General features: G+C 61.2%; 25 protein-coding genes. 6 read left to right on the top strand and 19 right to left on the bottom strand.

All coding sequences use genetic code 11. The features are described from left to right. Position 1: 1 nt before the first annotated feature. The 9 genes from AKL25_RS04685 to AKL25_RS04645 form a co-directional block, all read right to left on the bottom strand. Positions 2 to 238 (bottom strand): BolA family protein, encoded by a 237-nt coding sequence (locus tag AKL25_RS04685; RefSeq protein WP_050476633.1) that lies wholly within the window; start codon positions 236 to 238, stop codon positions 2 to 4. 45 nt (positions 239 to 283) lie between these two features. Next, positions 284 to 1,048, bottom strand: coding sequence for an ABC transporter permease (locus AKL25_RS04680; protein ID WP_050476464.1), 765 nt, complete (start codon positions 1,046 to 1,048; stop codon positions 284 to 286). Further along, positions 1,045 to 1,956 (bottom strand): ABC transporter ATP-binding protein, encoded by a 912-nt coding sequence (locus tag AKL25_RS04675; protein WP_050476463.1) that lies wholly within the window; start codon positions 1,954 to 1,956, stop codon positions 1,045 to 1,047. The genes AKL25_RS04680 and AKL25_RS04675 overlap by 4 nt, the downstream gene beginning before the upstream one ends. Positions 1,957 to 2,153: 197 nt before the next feature. Then, on the bottom strand, positions 2,154 to 2,438 hold the full coding sequence (locus AKL25_RS04670; RefSeq protein WP_050476462.1) for an STAS domain-containing protein: 285 nt from the start codon (positions 2,436 to 2,438) through the stop codon (positions 2,154 to 2,156). A 36-nt stretch (positions 2,439 to 2,474) separates the two neighbouring features. Further along, a complete protein-coding gene (locus AKL25_RS04665; RefSeq protein ID WP_050476461.1) occupies positions 2,475 to 3,110 on the bottom strand; it encodes an MlaC/ttg2D family ABC transporter substrate-binding protein in 636 nt (211 codons plus the stop codon). A 194-nt stretch (positions 3,111 to 3,304) separates the two neighbouring features. Further along, positions 3,305 to 4,018 carry an MlaA family lipoprotein gene (locus AKL25_RS04660; RefSeq protein ID WP_050476460.1) on the bottom strand — a complete coding sequence of 238 codons (714 nt, stop codon included), beginning with the start codon at positions 4,016 to 4,018 and terminating at the stop codon, positions 3,305 to 3,307. After that, complete coding sequence (gene mlaD / locus AKL25_RS04655) at positions 4,015 to 4,491, bottom strand: outer membrane lipid asymmetry maintenance protein MlaD (RefSeq protein WP_050476459.1); 477 nt, start codon at positions 4,489 to 4,491, stop codon at positions 4,015 to 4,017. The genes AKL25_RS04660 and mlaD overlap by 4 nt, the downstream gene beginning before the upstream one ends. 107 nt (positions 4,492 to 4,598) lie before the next feature. Then, on the bottom strand, positions 4,599 to 5,378 hold the full coding sequence (gene mlaE / locus AKL25_RS04650) for a lipid asymmetry maintenance ABC transporter permease subunit MlaE (protein ID WP_050476458.1): 780 nt from the start codon (positions 5,376 to 5,378) through the stop codon (positions 4,599 to 4,601). Next, positions 5,375 to 6,178: an ABC transporter ATP-binding protein gene (locus AKL25_RS04645; protein ID WP_050476632.1), complete on the bottom strand. Its 804-nt coding sequence runs from the start codon at positions 6,176 to 6,178 to the stop codon at positions 5,375 to 5,377. Before AKL25_RS04645 ends, mlaE begins: the two co-directional genes overlap by 4 nt. 312 nt (positions 6,179 to 6,490) lie before the next feature. Here AKL25_RS04645 and ychF point away from each other — a divergent pair, with 312 nt between their 5' ends. Next, positions 6,491 to 7,582, top strand: coding sequence for a redox-regulated ATPase YchF (ychF, locus tag AKL25_RS04640; protein ID WP_050476457.1), 1,092 nt, complete (start codon positions 6,491 to 6,493; stop codon positions 7,580 to 7,582). Between the two features lie 84 nt (positions 7,583 to 7,666). Here the strand turns inward: ychF and AKL25_RS04635 are convergent, their stop codons facing one another. Beyond that, a complete protein-coding gene (locus tag AKL25_RS04635) occupies positions 7,667 to 8,914 on the bottom strand; it encodes a multidrug effflux MFS transporter (RefSeq protein WP_050476631.1) in 1,248 nt (415 codons plus the stop codon). A gap of 324 nt (positions 8,915 to 9,238) precedes the next feature. On the opposite strand from AKL25_RS04635, the gene AKL25_RS04625 reads away from it, so the two are divergent. Further along, positions 9,239 to 10,153 (top strand): class I SAM-dependent methyltransferase, encoded by a 915-nt coding sequence (locus tag AKL25_RS04625; RefSeq protein ID WP_050476455.1) that lies wholly within the window; start codon positions 9,239 to 9,241, stop codon positions 10,151 to 10,153. A 117-nt stretch (positions 10,154 to 10,270) separates the two neighbouring features. Further along, positions 10,271 to 11,377 carry a GGDEF domain-containing protein gene (locus AKL25_RS04620; protein ID WP_050476454.1) on the top strand — a complete coding sequence of 369 codons (1,107 nt, stop codon included), beginning with the start codon at positions 10,271 to 10,273 and terminating at the stop codon, positions 11,375 to 11,377. Between the two features lie 7 nt (positions 11,378 to 11,384). Here the strand turns inward: AKL25_RS04620 and AKL25_RS04615 are convergent, their stop codons facing one another. The 9 genes from AKL25_RS04615 to AKL25_RS04575 form a co-directional block, all read right to left on the bottom strand. After that, positions 11,385 to 12,281 (bottom strand): DMT family transporter, encoded by an 897-nt coding sequence (locus AKL25_RS04615; protein WP_050476453.1) that lies wholly within the window; start codon positions 12,279 to 12,281, stop codon positions 11,385 to 11,387. A gap of 77 nt (positions 12,282 to 12,358) precedes the next feature. Further along, entirely contained in the window at positions 12,359 to 13,945 is a 1,587-nt protein-coding gene (locus tag AKL25_RS04610; RefSeq protein ID WP_157050483.1) for a rhodanese-related sulfurtransferase, read from the bottom strand. Between the two features lie 5 nt (positions 13,946 to 13,950). Continuing rightward, positions 13,951 to 14,556 carry a cysteine dioxygenase family protein gene (locus tag AKL25_RS04605; RefSeq protein WP_050476451.1) on the bottom strand — a complete coding sequence of 202 codons (606 nt, stop codon included), beginning with the start codon at positions 14,554 to 14,556 and terminating at the stop codon, positions 13,951 to 13,953. Positions 14,557 to 14,728: 172 nt separating this feature from the next. Beyond that, on the bottom strand, positions 14,729 to 14,986 hold the full coding sequence (locus AKL25_RS04600; protein ID WP_050476450.1) for a YfhL family 4Fe-4S dicluster ferredoxin: 258 nt from the start codon (positions 14,984 to 14,986) through the stop codon (positions 14,729 to 14,731). Between the two features lie 78 nt (positions 14,987 to 15,064). Then, a complete protein-coding gene (gene coaD / locus AKL25_RS04595; RefSeq protein WP_029363547.1) occupies positions 15,065 to 15,553 on the bottom strand; it encodes a pantetheine-phosphate adenylyltransferase in 489 nt (162 codons plus the stop codon). 50 nt (positions 15,554 to 15,603) lie between these two features. Continuing rightward, positions 15,604 to 16,242, bottom strand: coding sequence for a 16S rRNA (guanine(966)-N(2))-methyltransferase RsmD (rsmD, locus tag AKL25_RS04590; protein ID WP_050476449.1), 639 nt, complete (start codon positions 16,240 to 16,242; stop codon positions 15,604 to 15,606). 3 nt (positions 16,243 to 16,245) lie between these two features. Beyond that, the gene (locus AKL25_RS04585) at positions 16,246 to 17,562 is read right to left on the bottom strand and encodes a M16 family metallopeptidase (RefSeq protein WP_050476630.1); all 1,317 of its coding nucleotides are present in this window, start codon (positions 17,560 to 17,562) and stop codon (positions 16,246 to 16,248) included. A 43-nt stretch (positions 17,563 to 17,605) separates the two neighbouring features. Further along, a complete protein-coding gene (locus AKL25_RS04580) occupies positions 17,606 to 18,277 on the bottom strand; it encodes a ParA family protein (protein ID WP_050476448.1) in 672 nt (223 codons plus the stop codon). 94 nt (positions 18,278 to 18,371) lie between these two features. After that, positions 18,372 to 19,763 carry a M16 family metallopeptidase gene (locus AKL25_RS04575; protein ID WP_050476447.1) on the bottom strand — a complete coding sequence of 464 codons (1,392 nt, stop codon included), beginning with the start codon at positions 19,761 to 19,763 and terminating at the stop codon, positions 18,372 to 18,374. A 162-nt stretch (positions 19,764 to 19,925) separates the two neighbouring features. Between AKL25_RS04575 and ftsY the strand changes: the two genes are divergently transcribed. Genes ftsY through ftsX form a run of 3 tightly spaced genes read left to right on the top strand, consistent with a single transcriptional unit; the run spans position 19,926 to position 22,681 of the window. Beyond that, positions 19,926 to 21,017, top strand: coding sequence for a signal recognition particle-docking protein FtsY (ftsY, locus tag AKL25_RS04570; protein ID WP_050476446.1), 1,092 nt, complete (start codon positions 19,926 to 19,928; stop codon positions 21,015 to 21,017). 51 nt (positions 21,018 to 21,068) lie between these two features. Continuing rightward, positions 21,069 to 21,761: a cell division ATP-binding protein FtsE gene (locus AKL25_RS04565; RefSeq protein WP_007879588.1), complete on the top strand. Its 693-nt coding sequence runs from the start codon at positions 21,069 to 21,071 to the stop codon at positions 21,759 to 21,761. Continuing rightward, complete coding sequence (gene ftsX, locus AKL25_RS04560; RefSeq protein WP_050476445.1) at positions 21,758 to 22,681, top strand: permease-like cell division protein FtsX; 924 nt, start codon at positions 21,758 to 21,760, stop codon at positions 22,679 to 22,681. Before AKL25_RS04565 ends, ftsX begins: the two co-directional genes overlap by 4 nt. Positions 22,682 to 22,710 lie beyond the last annotated feature (29 nt).

Genomic DNA, 22,710 nt, shown 5'->3' with positions numbered 1-22,710 from the left:
CTTATTTCTGAAATTCTTCGGGAGTGAGGGTCTTCATCGACAGAGCGTGAATTTCCTCGCGCATGCGGTCGCCGAGCGCGGCGTATACCAATTGATGACGCTGGATCAGGCGTTTGCCGGTAAAAGCATCGGACACGATCACGGCGGTAAAGTGCTGGCCGTCGCCTTCGACTTCGAGGTGCGAGCAGGCGAGGCCGGCGGCGATGTAGTTTTTAACGAGTTCAGGTGTGGGTAGCATGGTGCGGCTCTTCACTAGGTAATCAATATGCAACGGCCTTGGCCGTCAGTGTGCGCCGGTGCGCAATTTGTAGCCGCTCTTCAACATGCGTACCGCCAGCGTCGCCAGCACGATAAAGAAGACGGCGACGATGGAGAAGCTGACAAGGGGATTGATATCCGACTGTCCGAAGAAGCCGTAGCGGAAACCATCGATCATATAAAAAAACGGGTTGAAATGCGAGACCGTTTGCCAGAACGGCGGCAGCGAATGGATCGAATAGAACACGCCGGCCAGGAAGGTCAGCGGCACGATCAGGAAATTCTGGAACGCCGCCAGCTGGTCGAACTTCTCGGCCCAGATGCCGGCCACCAGACCCATGGTGCCGAGAATGGCTGCACCCAGCAACGCAAAGATCACGATCCACCATGGCGCGACGAAGCTCAGGTGACCGAACCAGGCCGTCACCACGAACACGCCGGCGCCGACGATCAGGCCCCGCACGACCGCCGCCAGCACATAGCCGCCGAACATTTCCCAATGCGACAGCGGGGTCAGCAGCACGAACACCAGGTTGCCGGTGATCTTGGACTGGATCAGCGACGACGAGCTGTTGGCGAAGGCGTTCTGCAACACGCTCATCATCACCAGGCCGGGCACCAGGAAGCCGGTATATTGCACGCCGGGATAGACCTGCACGTGGTCTTGCAGCACATGGCCGAAGATCAGCAGATACAGCATGGCCGTCATGATCGGCGCAGTCACGGTCTGGGTTGCGACTTTCCAGAAACGCAACACTTCTTTGTAGAACAAGGTTTGAAAACCGGTCATTTGGCACCTTCCATGATCTGGATGAAGACGTCTTCCAGATCGGCCTGTTGCAGCTGCATGTCGTCGATGACGGCGCCGCCCTGACGCAGCGCCGACAGGATCGGCTCGACGTCGTTGTAGTCGTTCACGCGCAGGGTGTATTTCACGCCCGACAACAATTCCTCGGGATGCGTCACCAGCGGACGCAAACTATCGGGCAAACCGCCCGACTTCAGGCGCAGCACCAGTTGCGAACCGGAAATGCGCTTGATGAGCGCATCGGTCGAATCCAGCGCCACGACCTTGCCCAGTTTCAGCATGGCGATGCGGTTGCACAGCGCCTGCGCTTCTTCCAGGTAGTGCGTGGTCAGGACGATGGTGTGGCCTTCGCGATTGAGGCGGCCGATGAACTTCCACAGGGTCTGGCGCAGTTCCACGTCGACGCCGGCGGTCGGCTCGTCGAGCACGATCACGGGCGGCTTGTGCACCAGCGCCTGGGCCACCAGCACGCGGCGCTTCATGCCGCCGGACAAGGCGCGCATATTGGTGTCGGCCTTGTTGGTCAGGTCGAGGTTATCCATCACCTCGTCGATCCACTTGTCGTTATTCTTCAGGCCGAAATAGCCGGACTGCATGCGCAGGGTCTCGCGCACGGTGAAGAACGGATCGAACACCAGTTCCTGCGGCACCACGCCGAGCTTGGTGCGCGCAGCGCGGTAATCGCTGACGACGTCGTGCCCGTGGATGGTGACCGAGCCGGAATCGGCGCGATTCAAACCTGCCACGATGGAAATCAGCGTGGTTTTGCCGGCCCCGTTGGGACCGAGCAGGCCGAAAAACTCGCCCTCTTCGATAGAGAGCGAAACGCCGCCCAGCGCTTGCAGCGACTGGTAGCGTTTTTCGACATTGTTAATCTGGAGAGCAGCCATTTTTTTGGTGCGCTTTTAGGACACGGTGAGAAAACAAAACATGCCGCAAGCCTTTTGCATCAAGGCAATACCCGGTGCGGCGAAACGTTGGATTATAGGGGATTTCCGATCTTGCAGCCGGAACGGCAAAGCAAAGAGGAATGCTGAAGGGGAACGCTTACTACCGGCCTGATGGCCCGATGACAACGGGAAGGAGATCAGTGATGTCGGTCGGAAGCCGAGGTCGGCGCGCCCAGCAGGGAGGCGGCGCCGTACAGGTCGACCAGGCTTTGCAGATTGGCCGGCAGGACGCCGAACTGCAAAGCCAGGCCTTTTTGTTTTGCCGCACGTTGCCAGGCCAACAAGGTCGCCACGGCGGACGAATCCACCGTCGCCACGCCGCTCAGGTCGATAGCCGACTGGCCGCCTGCAATTGCTTGCAAGCCTGCCGCCAGCGTGGCGGTGGCGTTGTCGACGGTCAGTGTGACGCCTGGTTTGAACATGGCAAGGATTCCTGTGGATTTACCGTAGTGGGACGATTACTTCTTGGCGGAGGAACGCGCAGCCAGCTGCTTGTTCTTGTCCGACAGGCTCTTGATCAGGCCGTCGATGCCGCCCTTGGTGATTTCGCTTTGGAACGTGCCCTTGTAGGCTTCCACCAGCCATGCGCCCATGACGTTGACGTCATACATCTTCCAGCCGGTCGCCAGCTTTTCCAGGCGATAGCTCAGCTGGATCGGTTCGCCGCGCGACTGGATCACTTGCGAGCGGACTTCGACTTCAGTGTCGGCCGGGTCGGCGCGCAATGGCTTGTATTCGATCTTCTGGTCACGCACTTGCGACAGCGCGCCTGAATAGGTGTAGATCAGCAGGCTGCGGAATTCGGTAACCAGTTGCTTTTGCTGCTCCGGTGTCGCCTGGCGCCAGTAGCGGCCGGCTGCCAGCGCGGTCATGCGCTCGGAGTCGACGTAGGGCAGGATTTTTTCTTCAACCAGCGCAACGATGCGGCTGATATTGCCGGCCTGGATATCCTTGTCGGTCTTGGCGGTGTTCAGCACTTCTTCGCTGATGCGCTTGACCAGGGCGTCCGGCGCTTCTTGCGCGGAGGCGGCGGAAGCGAATGTCAGGGCCGAAACCGACACGGCGATTGCCAATAATTTAGAGAGCATGTTCATAGTCTGTAGATCCATTCATTAACTGGTTGCGCCAACCACGGCGACCACGTTGCCACAATTGAAGCCGGCAAAGCGTTGCCGGTTCCAAACGGATACCGGAGATATAAGCTGGTGCCATTGTCCGGTTTTTCAAGTGACGCCGGGCGCATTTGCAGCGCCCGGGTTAAGCCAGCAGTACTGCTGATGTCCTGCTGTTACGGCTTGATGACTTCTTCCTTGCTTGTCTTGCCTTCGTCCTTGTTGCCGTCGATCTGCGACTGGCGGCTTTGCAGGTAAGTGTCGCGCACGAAGTCGTACTTATCCAGAGCGGCATCTTCCAGCAGGTTGGACGCATCCAGCAGCTGTGCGCGCTTGTCGATCACGCGCACCACGGAACCGACGTTACGCCAGCGCACCGGCTTCTTGTAGCTCCACAGGTCGCCGTAGAAATCGGCCGGCAACGCCGCCGTATCGCGAATCGTCGACGGGCCCAGCAACGGCAGCACGACATAAGGACCGGAGCCTACGCCCCACTTGCCCAGCGTCTGGCCGAAATCGGACTTTTGCTTGGTCAGGCGCGCTTCGGTACTGACGTCGAGCACACCGCCCAGACCGAAAGTCGTGTTGACGGCGACGCGCATGAAGCTGGTCACACCGGTTTCAACGCGGCCCTGCATGATCTGGTTCACGGCCGACCACAGGTCGCCGATATTGCCGAAGAAGTTGCCGATACCGGTCTGCACGAACTCAGGCAGAACAAATTGATAAGCCTGCGCGGCCGGCTTCAAGGCCACCTTGTCAACGGTATCGTTGAAACTGAACATCGCGCGGTTGAAACCTTCCAGCGGGTCGTTCGGGTTGTTAGACGTTGCGCAACCACTGAGCGCGGCGACCATGGCCAGCGTACTGATGCGAGCTGCGGTTTTCATTTTGAATTATCCTTTCCCTCTGCTGCCTTGCTATATAAGAACTGGCTGATCAGGTTCTCCAGCACGATCGCCGACTGCGTCAGCTTGATCGTGTCGCCTGCCGCCAGATTTTTTACATCACCCCCCGGCTCGATACCGATGTATTGCTCGCCAAGCAGGCCTGAAGTCAGGATCTTGGCGGAACTATCCTTTGGGAACTGGTAGCGCTCATCCATGTTGAGCGTCACCACTGCCTGAAATGTCTTGTCGTCGAACTTGATCGAATCGACGCGGCCCACCACCACGCCGGCGCTCTTGACCGCTGCGCGCGCCTTCAGGCCGCCGATGTTGTCGAATTTGGTCGTGATGGCGTAAGTCTTCTGGCTGAACGAGAACGAGCTCATGTTGCCGGCCTTCAGCGCCAGGAAAATCAAAGCCGCTGCCCCCAGCAAGACAAACAAACCTACCCACACGTCCAATGTTTTACGTTGCATACCTAGCCATCCTAAAAATCAATCAGAAGCCTGCGCTGCGAAGTTCATGACACCGAACCCGTTGCAGGCTTTCCCTCTCTCTTGTTCTTGCTCGTCGACTGCCTTGCTTAGCTGAACATCAGCGCCGTCAGCAAGAAGTCCAGTCCCAGCACCATCAGCGAAGCAATCACCACGGTGCGCGTCGTGGCCCGCGCAACGCCTTCTGGCGTCGGCTTGGCTTCATATCCTTGATAGAGCGCAACAAAGGTTACCGCAATACCGAAAACCACGCTCTTGAGCACGCCGTTGGCGATGTCGTTCCAGACGTCCACGCCGCCCTGCATCTGCGACCAGAACGCGCCTTCGTCGACGCCGATCATGAGCACACCCACAATATAACCACCGATCACCCCGACAGCACTAAAAATTGCCGCCAGCACGGGCATGGCAACAACACCCGCCCAGAAACGCGGCGCAATCACGCGCTGCAAAGGATCGACCGCCATCATTTCCATCGCGGAGAGTTGCTCGCCGGCCTTCATCAGGCCGATTTCCGCCGTCAGCGAGGTGCCGGCGCGACCGGCGAACAGCAGCGCCGTCACCACCGGACCGAGCTCGCGCGTCAGCGACAAGGCCACCAGCAAGCCCAGCGCCTGTTCGGAGCCGTATTTGTTTAGCGTGTAATACCCCTGCAAACCCAGCACGAAACCGACGAACAAGCCCGACACGGCGATGATCACCAGCGAATAGTTGCCGATGAAGTGGATCTGATCCGTGATCAGGCGCGGACGGCGCCACAGGCCGCCGGACGAACGCACCACGGTCCAGAACATGCGCGCGGCAAAGCCGAGTCCCAGCACGAACTCCCGCAGCGTGCGGCCGAGCGCAGCGAAGAAATCGAGAATCATTGCTGCCCTCCCAGGCCGACGTCCTCTGCCAGCGAGCGGCCCGGATAGTGGAACGGTACCGGGCCATCGGCCTCGGCGTGCACGAATTGTTTGACGTAAGGATCCTGCGAAGCGCGCATCTCGTCGGGCGTGCCTTGCGCGACGATCTTGCCTTCCGACAGGAAGTAGACGTAATCGGCGATCCCGAACGACTCATTGACGTCATGCGACACCAGGATCGAGGTCGAGCCAAGCGCATCGTTGAGCTTGCGGATCAGGTTGGCGGTCACGCCCATGGAAATCGGATCGAGCCCGGCGAACGGCTCGTCGTACATGATCAGCGCCGGGTCCAGCGCGATCGCGCGCGCCAGCGCCACACGGCGCGCCATGCCGCCGGAAATCTCGGCCGGCTTCAGGCGGGCGGCATTGCGCAGACCAACCGCATTGAGTTTGAGCAGCACCAGGTCGCGGATCAGTTCTTCCGGGAGATCGGTATGTTCGTGCAGCGGGAAAGCGACGTTGTCGAACACCGTCATGTCGGTAAACAAGGCGCCGTTCTGGAACAGCATGCCCATCTTGCGGCGCAGCAGATAAAGCCCCGACGTATTCAGGTCCGGTACATTTTGGCCGTCCACGGTCAGGCTGCCCGATTGCGGACGCAGCTGGCCGCCGATCAGACGCAGGATCGTGGTTTTACCGGAACCGGAACCGCCCATGACGGCGATCACTTTTCCACGCGGGAAGTCCATGCGGAGGCCCGACAGGATCGGACGGTCCCCATAACCAAAGTGTAAGTCGCGGATTTCTACGATGTTAGGCAAGACGGATACCAAGAATTCTCCAAAGGCGACATTGTAGAGCAAAAAGAACAATTGCTTTTGATCAGGCCATAGCGAGTGTAAATACAAACCAACGCCGGACCGGCCTTTTAACACACAGAAACAAATTGGAAACACTTCAACGCACCAATCCTGGTGCGTTGCGGCATTCTTGCCGTGTTTTTGGCGAATTTCCCGACAATCGCCCTTGTCTTGCAAACCCCTTCGCCTGTCCGCGCCCAAACCGCTCCTAAAGCTATAGTTAGGCGGCCCGACTTGCTACAATACCGCTTTTGATTAAGAAAGAATTTTGTCATGAGCCTCAAATGCGGCATCGTGGGCCTGCCCAACGTCGGTAAATCGACCCTCTTCAATGCCCTGACCAAAGCGGGCATCCCCGCCGAAAACTATCCGTTCTGCACCATCGAACCGAACGTCGGCATGGTCGAAGTGCCCGATCCGCGCTTGCAGGCGCTGGCAGACATCGTCAAACCGGAACGTATCCTTTCGGCAACAGTCGAGTTCGTCGACATCGCCGGCCTGGTCGCCGGCGCGTCCAAGGGTGAAGGCCTGGGCAACCAGTTCCTGTCGCACATCCGCGAAACCGACGCCATCGTCAACGTGGTGCGCTGCTTTGAAGATCCGAACGTGATTCACGTCTCCGGCAAAGTCAGCCCGCTGGACGACATCGCCGTGATCCAGACCGAACTGGCGCTGGCCGACATGGGCACCGTTGAAAAAGCCATCCACCGCGAACAGAAAAAAGCCCGCTCGGGCGATAAGGACGCCGCCAAGCTGGTCGCCCTGCTGGAACGCATCATGCCGGCGCTGGACGATGCCAAGCCGGTGCGCGCGCTGGGTCTGGACGCTGAAGAGATGGCGCTGATCAAGCCGCTGTGCCTGATCACGGCCAAGCCGGCCATGTATGTCGCCAACGTCTCCGACACCGGCTTCACCGACAACCCGCTGCTGGACCTGCTGACCAAGTACGCGGCAGAACAGGGCGCACCGATCGTCGCCATCTGCGCCGCCATCGAATCTGAAATCGCCGACCTCGACGACGCCGACAAGACCGAATTCCTGGCCGACATGGGCATGGAAGAGCCGGGCCTGGATCGTCTGATCCGCGCCGGCTTCAAGCTGCTCGGCCTGCAGACCTACTTCACCGCAGGCGTCAAGGAAGTCCGCGCCTGGACAGTGCCGGTCGGCGCCACCGGCCCGCAAGCCGCCGGCGTGATTCACACCGACTTCGAACGCGGCTTCATCCGCGCACAGACCATCGCTTACGAAGACTACATCGCCTTCAAGGGCGAAGCAGGCGCCAAGGAAGCAGGCAAGATGCGCGCCGAAGGCAAGGAATACATCGTCAAGGACGGCGACGTGATGAACTTCCTGTTCAACGTTTAAGTCGTGAACGTCTGATTAAGCCCGGACGGGTAAAAAAAGAGCCGCATGAGAAATCATGCGGCTCTTTTCATTTCACGGGCAGGATCAGTCCGGCGTATGCGGCACCAGGAAGCGCGCGCACAAATAACTGCCGACGCCCATCGCCGCAATCACCCAGCCCATCGGCGCCGGCGTGCCGTTGGCAAACGCGCCGACCAGCGCCGAGCCCAGAATACCGGTGCCGTACTGAATCGCGCCGACCAGCGCCGACACCGCTCCCGCGCGCTCAGGAAAGCAGGCCAGCGCGCCGGCGATGGAATTAGCAACAATGAAGCCGGTCACGCCAACAAACAAAAACAACGGCGCCACCAATCCCGCCAGGCCGCCCCATCCGGTAGCCGCATCCAGCGCCAGCCACAGCCCCGACAGCGCTGTCACCGCAGTGCCGCCGCGCAGCAGGCGGTCGCCGCCGATACGATGCACCAGCCGCGAGTTCAGCAGGTTGGTCGCCATGATGCCGATGATGCCGCCGCCGAACAGCACGCCGTAAAACTGCGGCGACACGTGGTGGTAGGTGATGTACGCGAACGGCGTGCCGGCCAGGTAGGCGTAGATGCCGCCGTAGAAAAAACCTCCTGCGCCGGCATAGCCGAGCACGCGGCGATGACGCAGAAATTCGCCGTAGCGCATGATCGCGCGACGCAGCGGCTCCTGCACCCGGCGCGCTGCAGGCAAAGTCTCCGGCAGCATGGACAGGCCCGCCAGGGTGACGGCGCCGACGCCGGCCAGCGTCCAGAAAATGGCGCTCCAGGACGACCATTGCAGAATTTGTCCGCCCAGGCTCGGCCCCACCAGCGGCGCAATCGCGGTTACCGTCATCAGCGTCGACATCATCTGCGCTGCGCGGTGGCCGGAGTACAGATCCCGCACCATGGCGCGCGCCAGCACCACGCTGGCGCAGGCGCCGACCGCCTGCACCGCGCGCCAGCCGATGATCATGCCGGCGCTGGTCGACATCGCGCAACCGGCCGAGCCGATGATGAACAGCACCAGCCCCAACGCCACCGGCAGCCGCCGGCCGTAGCGATCGCTGACCGGGCCCCACACCAGTTGCCCGAGGCTGAAGCCGACCAGATAGCCGGACAGCGTCCATTCCAGCTTGCCGGCATCGGCATGCAAGGCAAGCTCCATCGCCGGCAGCGCGGGCAGGTACAGGTCGGTGGAAATCGAGGCGAAGGCCATCAGCGCACTCAGGAAGGCCAGTATCTGCCAACTGTGGCTGGCCGCTTGCTGCTGCAAGGCAGTACCAGTGACGGGTGCGGCGGCAGATGCGGCGGGTTGATTCAAAGACATGATCGCTTTCAGGATGGCGCACAAAACAATCCGAGGCGCAGCGAATTTGCGGTGCGCCCCGGACGAGGTAATACCTGGCTATGGCCGAAGGAGAGCCAAGACATTTTTCAGACGGATGCGCAATTATCCCCCGATCCGTGTATTGCTGCAGGGACACAAGATAACGGTCTGCGCCAACCGCCCTTTCCGCTGCCGCCTTGCATCGCGCGAACTGCTGGTAAAATCGCGCTCTCCATTCATCCCCGGCCTGCAACGCCGCCGCCGGACGCAAACCGTCCACGGGCGCGGCAATACCAGCATGCCGACCACGCAAGCAGCAACGACATGAGCAAGCCAGACGCACGACCGGCAGGTCAGCAAAAAACCAAGGCCAAGGGCGACGCCCAGCCCACCGAACTCGCGCCGGAAATCCGTCCCGGCCAGTCGATCGAGCTGCTCAAGGAATTGCACATCCTGACGCGCGACGGCAAGCTGAACCAGGACAGCCGCCGCAAGCTCAAGCAGGTCTATCACCTGTACCAGTTCATCGAACCGCTGCTGCAGGAAATCCGTACGCAGCATCCCGATGTCAGCGTGGTCGATCATGGCGCCGGCAAGTCGTATCTCGGCTTTATCCTCTACGATCTGTTCTTCAAATCGCTGGAAGGCGCGTCGCGTATCTACGGCATCGAAACCCGCGAAGAACTGGTGCAGAAGTCGGCCGACCTGGCAAAACGGCTCGGCTTCCCCGGCATGTCTTTCCTCAACCTGTCGGTGGCCGACTCCATCGAATCCACCGCCCTGCCGGAACAGATCGACGTGGTCACGGCATTGCACGCCTGCGACACCGCCACCGACGACGCCATCCACTTCGCCCTGAAAAAGCGCGCGCAATTCATGGTGCTGGTGCCTTGCTGCCAGGCCGAGGTCGCCTCGGTGCTCAACCGCAACAAGGGCCAGTCGCTGGGCCGCACATCGCTGACCGAACTGTGGCGCCATCCGCTGCACACACGCGAATTCGGCAGCCAGGTCACCAACGTGTTGCGTTGTTTGCAACTGGAGGCGCACGGCTATCAGGTCAGTGTCACCGAACTGGTCGGCTGGGAGCACTCGATGAAGAACGAACTGATCATCGCCCGCTACAAGGACCTGCCGCGCAAACGTCCGACCGAACGCCTGCAGGAAGTCTTGCAATCGCTGGGACTGGAAGAAATGGGCGAACGATTTTTTACCGGCCTATCGCCATCCGCAGCGCGGTAATGGTAAGCTTGTGCGCCCTCATGACGCCGACGCAATACGGCGCAGCGGGCAACAGGGAACGTGGGGCGGCATGCACCATGTTAGGGAAAAAAGAGCGGCTGCAAGACCGGATCAAAGATGAAAAGCGCTGTCGACACTCAAGCACTGATCGAAGAGAATCAGCAGTTGCATGCTGAGATGCAGGATCTTCTGGAACAAGCGCGCATCAACCAGCAGATCATGCAACGCCATCAGGCTTTCGACCTGCGCCTGATCGGCTCCGGCGAATTCCGCGACCTGATTGAAACGGTGTCCCTGCTGATGCCGAACACCTTCAATCTGGAAATCGTCACCCTCACCCTGATCGACCACGATTTCGACATCCGCCGCATCCTGCAGGACCTGCAAATCGGCCTGGATGAATATCCCAATCTGCTGTTCCACGTCGAAGGCAGCACGCCGCTGTCGCCGGACCAGCACAAGCCGACGCTGGGTCCTTACCAGCCGGCGCTGCATAAGCCATTATTTCCCAGCTACCAGCCGGCCAGCGTTGCGGTGTTGCCGCTCATGCGCCACCAGAAACTGATCGGTTGCCTGGCGCTGGGCAGCGCACATGAAGGACGTTTTACCGGCAACCTGGCGACCGATTTCATCGAACGCCTGGCCTCGGTGGTCGCCATCTGCCTGGAAAACGTCATCAACAACGAGCGCCTGAAACACATCGGCCTGACCGACCCGCTCACCGGCGTCAACAACCGCCGCTACATCGAACAGCGCATGCAGGAAGAAATCGGGCGCGCCCAGCGCGAGCGCTCCGCCCTGTCCTGCCTGTTCATCGACATCGACCACTTCAAGCGCGTCAACGACAAATTCGGCCATCAAAGCGGCGACGACGTGTTGCGTGAAGTGGCCACACGGATCAAAAAAGAATTGCGCCTGAGCGACTCGCTCGGACGCTACGGCGGCGAAGAATTCATCGTGCTGCTGACGCAGGCGACGGTGCAGGATGCCGCCCGCATCGCCGAGCGCATCCGCGCCAGCGTAGCCCAGCAGGCGATCCTGATCGCCGGCGCCGATGCCGACAATGCGCTGCAGATCACCGTCTCCATCGGCGCTGCCGCGCAAACGCCGCCGGACCGCAGCATCCCGGCCGACGTGGCGCGCCAGAAGCTGGTCGCGCGCGCCGACGAAGCGCTCTACCGCGCCAAGGAAAGCGGCCGCAACCGCGTCGTGCTGGCGGACTAAAGACGTATCAATGTCCTGACGGCAGCGCCGGGTTGGTCCGTTTGTCGCGAATCAGCCAGGGCGTGGCGATGATCAAGGCGCCGCCGATGAAATCCTGCACGCGTAATTCCGCCGCCCCCATCCACCACGCCGACGCAGCCGCGACAATGATTTCCACGAGCATCACCACCGCCGTGATATTGACCGGCAGGCGCGCCACGCCGTATTGCAGGCACAGGTTGGAAATCATGAACAGCACCGACCACAAGGCCAGCGTCGGCATCGACGGTGCGCCGATGGAAGCAGGCCAGGCAATCACGCCGCTCACCGCGAGCGCAGCGCCCAGCACCAGCGACAGCACTGCGCCGCCGCCCAGCATCGCAATCGAACGTGCGCCATCGGCCACGCCGTGCAAACGGCGCAGCATCACATTGCTGAAGGCAAAACTCAAACCGCCGAGCAAGGCCACCCAGTCGGCCAGGTCATGCGGCAGGGGCACGCCGATGGACGGCTGATACAACACGATCAGCGCGCCGAGCAGCCCGAGTGCAATCCGCAACACGGCCGGCCGGGTGATCGGCTCGTGCAGCACCAGACGCGCCAGAATCACCGCCCAGATCGGCATCAGATAAAACAGCAGCACCACCCGCACCACATCGCCAAAGGCCACGGCGCCGTTGAACGCGATATTGTTGACGCCGGAAGCTACTGCGACGTACAGCAGCTCGGGATGCTTGCGCAGTTCCCCGATGGATTTGCGTTTGAGCAGCAACAGCCAGATCGTGCAGAACGAAAAAATGATCGCGGTCGACCAGATCGGATGGATGCCCTGCTGTTGCAGGGATTTGAAGGCGATCCAGGACAAGCCCCAGATAGTCGTGTTGACGAGCAAAGCACCGACGGCCCGCGGCGAGAGATGTAGCATGCAATCCTGTAGAAAAGAAAACGCGACCGTCATTGTAATCGGGTCGCGTCTTTTTCGATTTGTCGTTCGGCAATACCCTATATGACGTAGAACCCATGAGTGCCGTCGCGGCCGAGCTGCTCGACCAGGCCGAATTCCCAATCGAGATAAGCCTGCATGGCCGAGGCCGGATTGTCGGTGCCTTCGTAAGGACGGCGATAGCGGTCGATGCGCGGCGAGGCCAGCGCGGTGTCGCCGCTCTCGACCGGCAAGCCGGCCGCCTTCCAGCCGTTGTCGCCGCCGTCCAACAAGAACACCGGCTTGTCGGTCAGCGCCGCCACATCGCCGATCACATACGCGGCCAGCAGGCTGCTGCCGCAGGTGACGACATAGCGCTCCGCCGGCGGCAAGTTGGCCAGCGCCTGCGGCAATTGCGAACGCAGCGCGAACCAGGCACCGGGAATATGTTGCTTGACGTAGTTGGCGCTGGTGGCGAAGTCGACCACGACGGTGCCGTCCTTGCGCTCCAGCCAGGTCGCCAGAGTCTGCGGCGAGATTTTTTCCGACGGCGGCGCCGGCGGCAACTCACGTCCGGCCGGACCTTGTTCTGAAAACTGCGACGCCGTCACGCCGTCGAGCACATACACTTCCCACGCCATCTGCGCCAGCCATGACGCCGTCATGTTGGCGCGCACGCCGTCGTCGTCGGCCAGTACGATGCGCGCGCCGCGCACGGTGGCGTTGGATTCGGTTTCCTGCACCAGCTGCCCGCCGGGCGCGCTGAGGAAGCCCGGCAAGTGGCCGGCTTCATATTCCTGCGGCGTGCGTACGTCGAACTGATAGGTCGTGCGCGCGGCATCCGCACGGAAGGCCTGCAAACCCGCCTGATCGAGTCGCTTGACGCCGGCGCGATCGGCCACCGCACGCGCATCGGCAGCGGCCTGTGCGCGCGTCGCTGCGGCGACGGCGGTCGGGAACTGACGGCTGTTGCCATGCTCCAGCTGTTGCCCCGCCAGCGTCCAGCCGATGGTGCCGTTGCGCAGTGCATGCACCTGGTTCGGAATGCCGGCGTTGACCAGCGATTGCGTGCCGATGATGCTGCGCGTGCGGCCGGCGCAATTGACGATGACGCGCGTGTTCGGATCCGGCGCCAGTTCGCGTACGCGCAGCACCAGTTCGGCGCCCGGCACGCTGACCGAAGTCGGGATGTTCATGTTCTGGTATTCGTCGAAGCGGCGCGCATCCAGCACCACCACATCTTCTTTGGCATCGAGCAAAGCCTTGACTTCTTTTGCCGACAAGGATGGCGTGTGGCGCTTGCTTTCCACCAGTTCGCCGAAGGATTTGCTGGGCACGTTGACGTCCTGGAACAGCTCGCCGCCGGCAGCCTTCCAGCCGCTGACGCCGCCCTCCAGGATGCTGACGTTGCTGTAGCCGAGCGCGATGAAACGGGCGGCGGATTGTTGCGCCAGCCCTTCGCCGTCGTCGAGCACGACGATGGCGGTGTCGCGGCGCGGAATGCGCGCATACGCCAACAGCTCCAGATGCGAGAACGGCAAATTGGCGGCGAACAGCGGATGCGCTTCGGCGTGCGGCGCTTCTTCGCGCACGTCGAGCAGCGCGATCTCGCGGCGCGCCAGGAGATCTTCGCGGACTTGCTGAAAACTGCGCGTAGGAATGCTCATGCGGTTCATCTTGTTTTCGTCTCCAGGGACAGATCCCAAATATTAGGCAAGGTGGTGTTCGAATAGCCCGAAATGAATGCCTTGCGCGTGCCGTCCGGCTGATACACCGAGCGATGCACTGCACCGATATTCGCGCCGTACACGTGGATGCTGATCGACACCTTGTCGTCGTAGGCGTTGCGCACGCGATGGATGTCGTCGAGGCCGTCCACATGCGGCGACACCGCTTCGACCATGCCGGGCGTCAATTGTATCGGTTCTCCGTGAGGCAGGAGTGCGCCTTCCTGATGACGATAGGATTGCGAATATTCCGAGCCGCGCAACATGCCGATCAGGCCCCACACCGTATGGTCGTGCACCGGCGTTTGCTGTCCCGGTCCCCAGACAAAACTCACCACGGAAAATCGCTGCGCCGAGTCGACGTGCAGCAAATACTGGCGATAGCGTTCGGGATCGGGCTGCGCATAGGCTTCCGGCAGCCAGTCATCGACTGCGACCAGTTCGCGCAGGAGCGCCGAACCCGCGCGGATGATGCCGGCTTCCCCGGACTCGCGATCGAGCAAGGCTGCAAACGAGGTGATGAACTGGCGCAAGCGCTGATGATTGGACATGGCTGTTTTCCCGATGAGGCGCAAAGAAAATGGCTAAAGAAAAGACGAACGACGATGATACCGCGCCGGGACGGCGCAGCAGAAATACGGACTATCTATAAGCAAGCAGGATTTTCTTATGACGCCGCGGGGATGCGGCCGGGATACGGAACGATGACCGCACAGAAAGCGCTCAGGCCTTGGCCGCAGCCTGCAGCGTTTCGTACTTGACCATCAGTTGTTCCTTGGATTCGCGCCAGGCGGGATCGAAGGGGATGCAGGCGACCGGGCAGACCTGCTGGCATTGCGGCTCGTCGAAATGGCCGACGCATTCGGTGCATTTGCCGGGGTCGATTTCATAGATCTGCGGCCCCATGTAGATCGCTTCGTTCGGGCACTCAGGCTCGCAGACGTCGCAGTTAATGCAATCATCGGTGATCATCAGTGCCATAAATTACTCCGCTTTCTTCTCATACAAGCTGCCTCGCCTGCCGCGCATTTTCGTGCGGTCGGGCAAGGCAACTGCACATCACAAATCCATCTTCGCCATCTTTTCCTTCAGCCATTTTTCGACCGAGGGAAATACAAACTTCGACACGTCGCCGCCCAGCAAGGCGATTTCGCGCACGATCGTGCCCGATATGAATTGATATTGGTCCGACGGCGTCAGAAACAAGGTTTCCACGTCGGGCAGCAGATAGCGATTCATGCCGGCCATCTGGAATTCGTATTCGAAGTCCGATACCGCGCGCAGGCCGCGCACGATGACGCGGGCATTGTTTTGCCGCACGAAATCCTTGAGCAGGCCGGAAAAACTTTCCACCTGGACATTTGGGTAATGTCCCAATATTTCATTTGCTATCGAGAGGCGCTCCTCAAGGGAGAAAAACGGCTTCTTGTTTTTGCTGTCCGCTACGCCTACGACCAATTTATCAAACAATCCCGATGCGCGTCTTACCAGATCTTCATGGCCACGCGTCAACGGATCGAATGTTCCCGGATAAACTGCTGTTACCATCAGGGTCTCTCCTCACCAGCTAAGCAATCAGAACGCGCATTATGCCTGAATTAGCCGATATTTTTGCGCTGCAATAAGTGATAAAACACCACGCCTGCCTTATCGGCACGAACAACTTCCCAGCCCGCCATCCAGTCCGGAAGCTCGTCGCCCTCCAGGGAATGTTCCGATTCGACATACATCAGCCCCTCGCTCGCCAGCAGCTGCTCGCATATCGGCATGATTTTCGCCAACCAGTTTTGATGATACGGCGGATCGGCAAAGATGAGCTTAAATCCGTTGGCCGGCGTGGTGCGCGTGCTCAGTCCCTGCAACAACGCCAGCGCATCGCCGCGCTGGATCTCGACTTGCGCGGCCTGCAATTTTTCTTTGTTGGCTTCGAGCTGGCGCACCGCCGGCGTGTGGTTTTCCACCATCACGACGCGCTGCGCGCCGCGGCTGGCGGCCTCGAAGCCGAGCGCACCGGATCCGGCGAACAGGTCGAGGCAAGTCACGTGTTCCCAATCGCCGTCGATCAGATGCGTCAGCCAGTTGAATACGGTTTCGCGCACACGGTCCGGCGTCGGCCGCAGGCCTTCGGCGTCCAGCACCGGCAGCGGCGTGCGTTTCCACTGCCCGCCGATGATGCGAACCTGATGCGCGCTGCGGCTATGCGCTGCAACGCCGTGTTTTCTTACAGTCTTGCTCATATTTTATTTTGCCTCGCCCACCACGACAGTCGTGAATTGATCGGGCGCAATTTTACGCTTGAAGGCATCGCGAATCTGCGCAATCGTGACTTTGCCGATATTTGCCGTCCAGGTGTCGAGATAATCCAACGGTAAGCGGTAATAGCCGATCACGGCGAGGTTGTCGAGGATCTTGCGATTGTTGTCGATACGCAAGGCGAAGCCGCCGACCAGGTTGTCCTTGGCCGCCTTCAGCTCGGCCGCCGTCGGGCCATCCCGCAGATAAGCCGCCAGCGTGCTGCGCACCACGCCGAGCGCTTCGTCGGTCTGCTCCCGCTTGGTCTGTAAGCCGATCTGGAACGGACCTTGTTGCGCCAGCGGCGAGAAATAGCTGTAGACGCTGTAGCTCAAGGCCCGCTTTTCGCGCACTTCGTTGGTCAGGCGCGACACAAACCCGCCGCCGCCGAGGATGTAATTGCCGACCGTCAACGCAAAGAAATCCGGATCGCCGCGCACCAGCGCCGGCATGCCGATCAAGATGTGAGACTGCGACGCCGGGTGGGCGATGCGTTGCTCCGTCGCCTTGTTTGCGGCCACGTCAGGCAAGGCCGGCAGCGCGGCGCCTTGCGGCAATTGCTGCGTCAGGCGCTGTGCAATCTGATCTGCCTGCGTACGCGTGACGTCGCCGATCATGGCGATGACGGCGCGGTTGGCGACGTAATACGTGCGATGGAAATTCACCAGATCGTCGCGCGTAATCGCAGCGACCGAGGCGTCGCTTTCCTGGCGTGCGTATGGATGCTCACCATACAGCGCGGCCCAGAACGCCTTGTTGGCGATGTCTTCGGCCTTGGTTTGCGACTCTTTCACATCGGCGATGGTGCGCGCCTGATCGCGGGCGAACAGTTCTGCCGGGAAGCTTGGCTGCGCCAGCGTGCGCGCCAGCAAGCCTGTTGCGGCATCACGCTCGACCGCGCTCGACAACATGCGCAAAGTGACGCCGGCGCGATCCATGCTGGCGCCGCCGCCGCGCTGTGCCGCCACATCCGCGAAACCGTCAAGGATCTGCGCTTCCGACAAGACCGGCGCATCGCCGGCGGCAGCTGTACCGCGCGTGAGCATGGCGTTGGTCAGCGACGCCAACCCGGATTTTCCAGCCGGATCACGGCGCGCGCCGGCATCGAACTCTACGCTGAGATCGAGCATGGGAATGGCATGGTTTTCGACGAACAGCACGCGCGCGCCATTGGGCAAAGACCACGACTGGATCTGCAAGGCGGCCTGCGCCTGCGTGGCAAAGCAAGCGAGCAGCGTCGCGCAAACCAACCAATATTTTTTCATCTTGATGCTGACTGAATGAACGTACAAATCAGGAAAGCCGCCATCACTGCGGCGGCATGGTAATCGCGGAGACCGCAGGAGCAGGAAGCGGCCGGCCTTCGACCCAGTCGACGATCGGCTGCCACTGTTCGATGTCGCGTTGCACGCGCGACGGCGCGATATCCCACAACGTCAGTCCGTGCGCAGCCAATTGCACGTAGTTCTGCGTGTCGCGCAGATAGCTCAGCACCGGCAGGTTCAGGCCTTCGATGAAGCGGTGCAACTGATCGGCCGAACGCGTGCGCGCGTCGACGCGCATGCCGACGATGCCGACATCGATCTCGCCCTGCCGCACGGCTTTTTCTTCCGCCAGCCGGCGCAGGAAATCCTGTGTCGCGAGGATGTCGAAGATCGACGGCTGCAAGGGCACGATCACCTTGTCGGCCATTTTCAGGACATCGTTCAGGCGCCACCCGTGCAAGCCTGCCGGCGTATCCAGCACCACGTGCGTGGTGCCTTTGGGCGGCTTGGCGATGTAGTCTTCGCTGATATCCCAGGTGGCGATCTGCGTCGCTGCCGGCGGCCGGATGTTGAGCCAGGCGCGCGCCGATTGCTGGCGATCGATATCGCCCAACAATACGCCATGTCCGCGGCTGGCGAAATAGCCGGCCAGGTTGGTGGAAAGAGTACTTTTACCTACGCCGCCTTTCGGGTTCGCAACGACGATCACTGGCATGTTTTTCCTCCGTAAGAGTGCAACGCTCGGTCAGTTTTTTGGACAAACATCGTCATTCAATCAGGCTACCAACTCAATACCGGCACAATGCCGCTCACCGCAGCGGGCCCGGCGGCGGCCCCAGCTTCTTGCCCGACAAGGGCAAGGGCTCCAGCGTGGCCACGGTCAGTTTGTCGTCGGTGAAATACTTTTGCGCGACGGCCTGCACTTGCTGCGGCGTCACGGATTTCAGTTTGTCGACGATGCGGTCGATATTCTTGTGCGACAGCCCGGACATTTCCATCACGCCGATTTCCATGGCCTGGCCGAAGATGGAATCGCGCTTGTAAATCTGCGAGGCGATCAGTTGCGTCTTCACGCGCTGCAATTCTTGCGCGGACACGCCGTCGTCGGCGATGCGCGCGACTTCGGCGCGCAACAGCGCTTCCAGTTGCGCGGTGGTGGTGCCGGCCGCCGGGCTGCCTTCCAGCGTGAACAGAGTGGGGCCGCGCGTGATGTCGTCGTAACCCGCGCCGACGCTGTTGGCGACCTTGTCGGTGCGCACCAGCTTGTTGTTCAGGCGCGCATTGTCATAGCCGTCGAGCACCGCCGACAGCACGTCCAGCGCGTAGGCTTCCTGGTCCTTGTCGACATCGCGCAGCGTCGGCACCTTGAAGGCCAGGATCACGTAAGGATTCTCGGCCGGCGCCTTGACGGTGACGCGGCGCAAGCCGTGTTGCTCAGGTTCGTTTTGCGGCTTGCCGCGCACGATGGTTTTGGCGGGAATGCTACCGAAATATTTCTCGGCCAGCGCCGCCACCTTGTCGGCGCTGACGTCGCCGCTGACCACCAGCGTGGCGTTGTTGGGAGCGTACCAGCGGCGATACCAGGCTTCGATATCGGCGATGGTCATGTTCTGCAGATCGTCCATCCAGCCGACCACCGGATGATGGTAAGGATGCGCGACGAACGCCGCGGCGTGCAGCGCTTCGTTCATCAGCCCCTGCGGCTGGTCGTCGGTACGCCAGCGGCGCTCTTCCATGACGACGCGGATTTCCTTGGCGAATTCGTTCTTGTCGAACTGCAAATTGCGCATGCGGTCGGCTTCCAGCGCCATGACCGCTTCCAGCCGGGTGTGCTCGACTTGCTGGAAGTAGGCGGTGTAATCGCGATTGGTGAAGGCGTTTTCACGACCGCCCAGTTCGGCGACCAGACGGCTGAATTCGCCGGTCTTGTGCTTTTTGGTGCCCTTGAACATCATGTGCTCAAGCGCATGGGCGATGCCGGTAGTGCCGTTGGTTTCGTCGATGGAGCCGACCTTGTACCAGACCATCTGCACCGCCGTCGGCGCGCGATGGTCTTCCTTGACGATCACTTTCATGCCGTTCCTGAGCATGAACTCCGAGGCGACCGATGGCGCCGACTGGGCCAGCGCGGCGGCACCCGGGGCCGCCAGGCAGCCGAATAACAGGCCGGTCGACAGGATTGCGCTGATCTTCAATTTCATTCGCTGTGCTCTGATAGAATGCGAGGGCTGGCCAGGGAGTGCCCAGAGGGCAATATTCCGCGCCAATTGTACCTTGTTCATCGCGTTTTCCCTCCCGGAAACCAGGGAAGCGCGCCCCCACCCGACACCGCAGCCACATTCGACGAATCAGCCCAGCATCCGATGTTTAGTTTCTTCAAGAAAAAGCCCCAGCCAGAACCCATCGTCGCCAAGGAAGCCGCGCCCGCTGTTGCTTCTCCTGTTGCCGCCGCTCCTGTCGTTATTGCAACACCCGAAACGCCGGCGCCGACGCTGGTGCCAGTATCTGCGCCCGTCGCTGAAGAAATCGTCGAAGCTGCTGCGCCGTCGCCGGAAGCCAAGCGCTCCTGGCTGGCTCGCCTCAAAAGCGGCCTGTCCAAGACCTCCAGCAACCTGACCACGCTGTTCGTCGGCGCCAAGATCGGCGACGAGCTCTACGAAGAGCTGGAATCGGCCCTGCTGGTCTCGGACGCCGGCGTGGAAGCCACCCAGTTCCTGCTCGATTCGCTCAAGAAAAAGGTCAGGGATGAAAAACTGACTGAAGCCGACCAGGTGCGCCAGGCCCTGCGTGTGCTGCTTGTCGATATGCTGCGCCCGCTGCAAAAGCCGCTGGTGCTGGGCCGCCATCAGCCGCTGGTGATGATGATTGCAGGCGTCAACGGCGCCGGCAAAACCACCACGATCGGCAAGCTGGCCAAACATTTGCAGGCGCATGATCAGTCGGTGCTGCTGGCCGCCGGCGACACTTTCCGCGCCGCCGCGCGCGAACAGCTGACGATCTGGGGCGAACGCAACAACATCACCGTGATTTCGCAGGAGTCGGGCGACCCGGCCGCGGTCGCCTACGACGCCGTGCACTCGGCGACGGCGCGCGGCACCAACGTCGTGATGGTCGACACCGCCGGCCGCCTGCCGACGCAATTGCACCTGATGGACGAGCTGAAGAAGATCAAACGCGTCATCGGCAAGGGCATGGACACCGCGCCGCACGAAGTACTGCTGGTCATCGACGGCAATACCGGCCAAAATGCGTTGGCGCAGGTCAAGGCTTTCGACGATGCGTTGGGCCTGACCGGGCTGGTCGTGACCAAGCTGGACGGCACCGCCAAGGGCGGCATCCTGGCGGCGATCGCCAAGACCCGTCCGATTCCGCTGTACTTCATCGGCGTGGGCGAACAGATCGACGACCTGCAAGCCTTCGATGCCGAAGAATTCGTGGATGCCTTGTTAAGTTAATCAATACACAAAGCTGAAATACGCCAAAAAGAAAAGATCAGACAACCGACGATGATTGAATTCGCCAAGGTCTCCAAACAATACTCGCGCGATGTGTTCGCCTTGCGCGACATCACGCTGTCGGTGCAAAAAGGCGAATTGCTGTTCCTCGCCGGCCCATCCGGCGCCGGCAAATCCACCTTGCTGAAAATGATCGCCGCCATGGAGCGCCCCAGCAGCGGCACGCTCAGCGTCAACGGCCAGAGCATCAACACCATCAAGCCTTCCGGCATGCCTTATCTGCGCCGCAACCTCGGCCTGATTTTCCAGCAGCAGCGCCTGCTGCAAGACCGCAGCATCCTGGCCAATGTCATGTTGCCGCTGATCGTGACCGGCGCCGCCCGTTCGGACGCCGAGAAACGCGCCCGCGCCGCGCTGGACAAGGTGGATCTGCTCGACAAGGCGGCTTCGGGCCCGCAAGAACTCTCCGGTGGCGAACAGCAGCGCGTGGCGATTGCCCGCGCCATCGTCAACCGCCCGCAAATCATCCTGGCCGACGAACCGACCGCCAATCTCGACCGCGACAACGCCAACAAGGTGCTGGCGGCGCTCAAGTCCTTCCACGGCGTCGGCGTGACCTGCCTGATCTCGACCCATGACGAGCAATACCTGACCGGCGCCGACCGCATCGTCTACCTGGACCGCGGCCGCATCGTCGACGGCTGGCACAACGGCGTCAGCCATCCGGTGGAGATTTCGCAATGAACTGGCTGCGCCAACACTTCTTCGCTTTCGCCGACGCCTTCAGCCATCTGCTGCGTTCGCCGGGCAATTTCGTCCTCAACGTGCTGGTGGTCTCGATTGCGCTGGCGCTGCCCTTCGCCGGCCTGACCGTGCTGGAAAACGTGCGGCCGGTATCGGAACAACTGGCCGTCGAGCCTGAAATCAGCATCTTCCTGAAAATGGACGTCTCGCGCGACAAGGCCACGGCGCTCAGCACAAGCATCAACGGCATCCTGCAAAGCAGCGGCAGTACCGCCAAGGTTGAATTCACACCGCGCGAAAAAGCCTTCGATTCGCTCAAGAGCAAGACCGGCCTCAACGACGTGCTGGCGACGCTGGGCTCGAACCCGTTGCCGGACAGTTATGTCCTGAAACTCTCGGGATTCCAGAACGCCATGGACGCCAGCCGCGTCGACGACATCGCCCAGAAGCTCAAAGCGATGCCCGGCGTGGACACGGTCCAGATCGATTCGGCCTGGGTCAAGCGCCTGGCGGCGTTGCTGCGCATCTTGCGGCTGGTGTTGCTGTTCCTCGGCATCACGCTGGGCGCGGTGGTGGTGGCGGTGGTGTTCAACACGATTCGCCTGCAAGTCATGACGCAATATGAAGAAATCGAGGTCTCGCGCCTGCTGGGCGCCACCAACGCCTTCATCCATCGCCCGTTCTATTACACCGGCGCCCTGCTGGGTCTGTGCGCCGGCGGCCTGGCGCTGGGGCTGGTGGTGCTGGCCTTGCAGCCGCTGAATCTGGCCATCACCGATTTCGCTCGCCTGTATGCCTCGGAATTCCGCCTGGCGGCGCCGAGCATCGAAGCCATCGCCTTCCTGCTCGGCGCCAGCGCCTTGCTCGGCTTGCTTGGCGCCATGCTGTCGGTCAAGCGGCATCTGTCCCGGCTGACCTGATCCCGGCTTCCGGGTTTCACGCTCTTCCA

The sequence above is a fragment of the Herbaspirillum rhizosphaerae genome (genome assembly GCF_001189965.1).
Lineage (GTDB): Bacteria > Pseudomonadota > Gammaproteobacteria > Burkholderiales > Burkholderiaceae_D > Herbaspirillum > Herbaspirillum rhizosphaerae.
This window is presented reverse-complemented; position numbering and strand designations above follow the sequence as displayed.

Excerpts from the sequence above, each read along its gene's own strand:
- AKL25_RS04685 (WP_050476633.1), bottom strand. The coding sequence starts at position 238 with ATGCTACCCACACCTGAACTCGTTAAAAACTACATCGCCGCCGGCCTC.
- AKL25_RS04680 (WP_050476464.1), bottom strand. The coding sequence starts at position 1,048 with ATGACCGGTTTTCAAACCTTGTTCTACAAAGAAGTGTTGCGTTTCTGG.
- AKL25_RS04675 (WP_050476463.1), bottom strand. The coding sequence starts at position 1,956 with ATGGCTGCTCTCCAGATTAACAATGTCGAAAAACGCTACCAGTCGCTG.
- AKL25_RS04670 (WP_050476462.1), bottom strand. The coding sequence starts at position 2,438 with ATGTTCAAACCAGGCGTCACACTGACCGTCGACAACGCCACCGCCACG.
- AKL25_RS04665 (WP_050476461.1), bottom strand. The coding sequence starts at position 3,110 with ATGAACATGCTCTCTAAATTATTGGCAATCGCCGTGTCGGTTTCGGCC.
- AKL25_RS04660 (WP_050476460.1), bottom strand. The coding sequence starts at position 4,018 with ATGAAAACCGCAGCTCGCATCAGTACGCTGGCCATGGTCGCCGCGCTC.
- mlaD (WP_050476459.1), bottom strand. The coding sequence starts at position 4,491 with ATGCAACGTAAAACATTGGACGTGTGGGTAGGTTTGTTTGTCTTGCTG.
- mlaE (WP_050476458.1), bottom strand. The coding sequence starts at position 5,378 with ATGATTCTCGATTTCTTCGCTGCGCTCGGCCGCACGCTGCGGGAGTTC.
- ychF (WP_050476457.1), top strand. The coding sequence starts at position 6,491 with ATGAGCCTCAAATGCGGCATCGTGGGCCTGCCCAACGTCGGTAAATCG.
- AKL25_RS04635 (WP_050476631.1), bottom strand. The coding sequence starts at position 8,914 with ATGTCTTTGAATCAACCCGCCGCATCTGCCGCCGCACCCGTCACTGGT.
- AKL25_RS04625 (WP_050476455.1), top strand. The coding sequence starts at position 9,239 with ATGAGCAAGCCAGACGCACGACCGGCAGGTCAGCAAAAAACCAAGGCC.
- AKL25_RS04620 (WP_050476454.1), top strand. The coding sequence starts at position 10,271 with ATGAAAAGCGCTGTCGACACTCAAGCACTGATCGAAGAGAATCAGCAG.
- AKL25_RS04615 (WP_050476453.1), bottom strand. The coding sequence starts at position 12,281 with ATGCTACATCTCTCGCCGCGGGCCGTCGGTGCTTTGCTCGTCAACACG.
- AKL25_RS04610 (WP_157050483.1), bottom strand. The coding sequence starts at position 13,945 with ATGAGCATTCCTACGCGCAGTTTTCAGCAAGTCCGCGAAGATCTCCTG.
- AKL25_RS04605 (WP_050476451.1), bottom strand. The coding sequence starts at position 14,556 with ATGTCCAATCATCAGCGCTTGCGCCAGTTCATCACCTCGTTTGCAGCC.
- AKL25_RS04600 (WP_050476450.1), bottom strand. The coding sequence starts at position 14,986 with ATGGCACTGATGATCACCGATGATTGCATTAACTGCGACGTCTGCGAG.
- coaD (WP_029363547.1), bottom strand. The coding sequence starts at position 15,553 with ATGGTAACAGCAGTTTATCCGGGAACATTCGATCCGTTGACGCGTGGC.
- rsmD (WP_050476449.1), bottom strand. The coding sequence starts at position 16,242 with ATGAGCAAGACTGTAAGAAAACACGGCGTTGCAGCGCATAGCCGCAGC.
- AKL25_RS04585 (WP_050476630.1), bottom strand. The coding sequence starts at position 17,562 with ATGAAAAAATATTGGTTGGTTTGCGCGACGCTGCTCGCTTGCTTTGCC.
- AKL25_RS04580 (WP_050476448.1), bottom strand. The coding sequence starts at position 18,277 with ATGCCAGTGATCGTCGTTGCGAACCCGAAAGGCGGCGTAGGTAAAAGT.
- AKL25_RS04575 (WP_050476447.1), bottom strand. The coding sequence starts at position 19,763 with ATGAAATTGAAGATCAGCGCAATCCTGTCGACCGGCCTGTTATTCGGC.
- ftsY (WP_050476446.1), top strand. The coding sequence starts at position 19,926 with ATGTTTAGTTTCTTCAAGAAAAAGCCCCAGCCAGAACCCATCGTCGCC.
- AKL25_RS04565 (WP_007879588.1), top strand. The coding sequence starts at position 21,069 with ATGATTGAATTCGCCAAGGTCTCCAAACAATACTCGCGCGATGTGTTC.
- ftsX (WP_050476445.1), top strand. The coding sequence starts at position 21,758 with ATGAACTGGCTGCGCCAACACTTCTTCGCTTTCGCCGACGCCTTCAGC.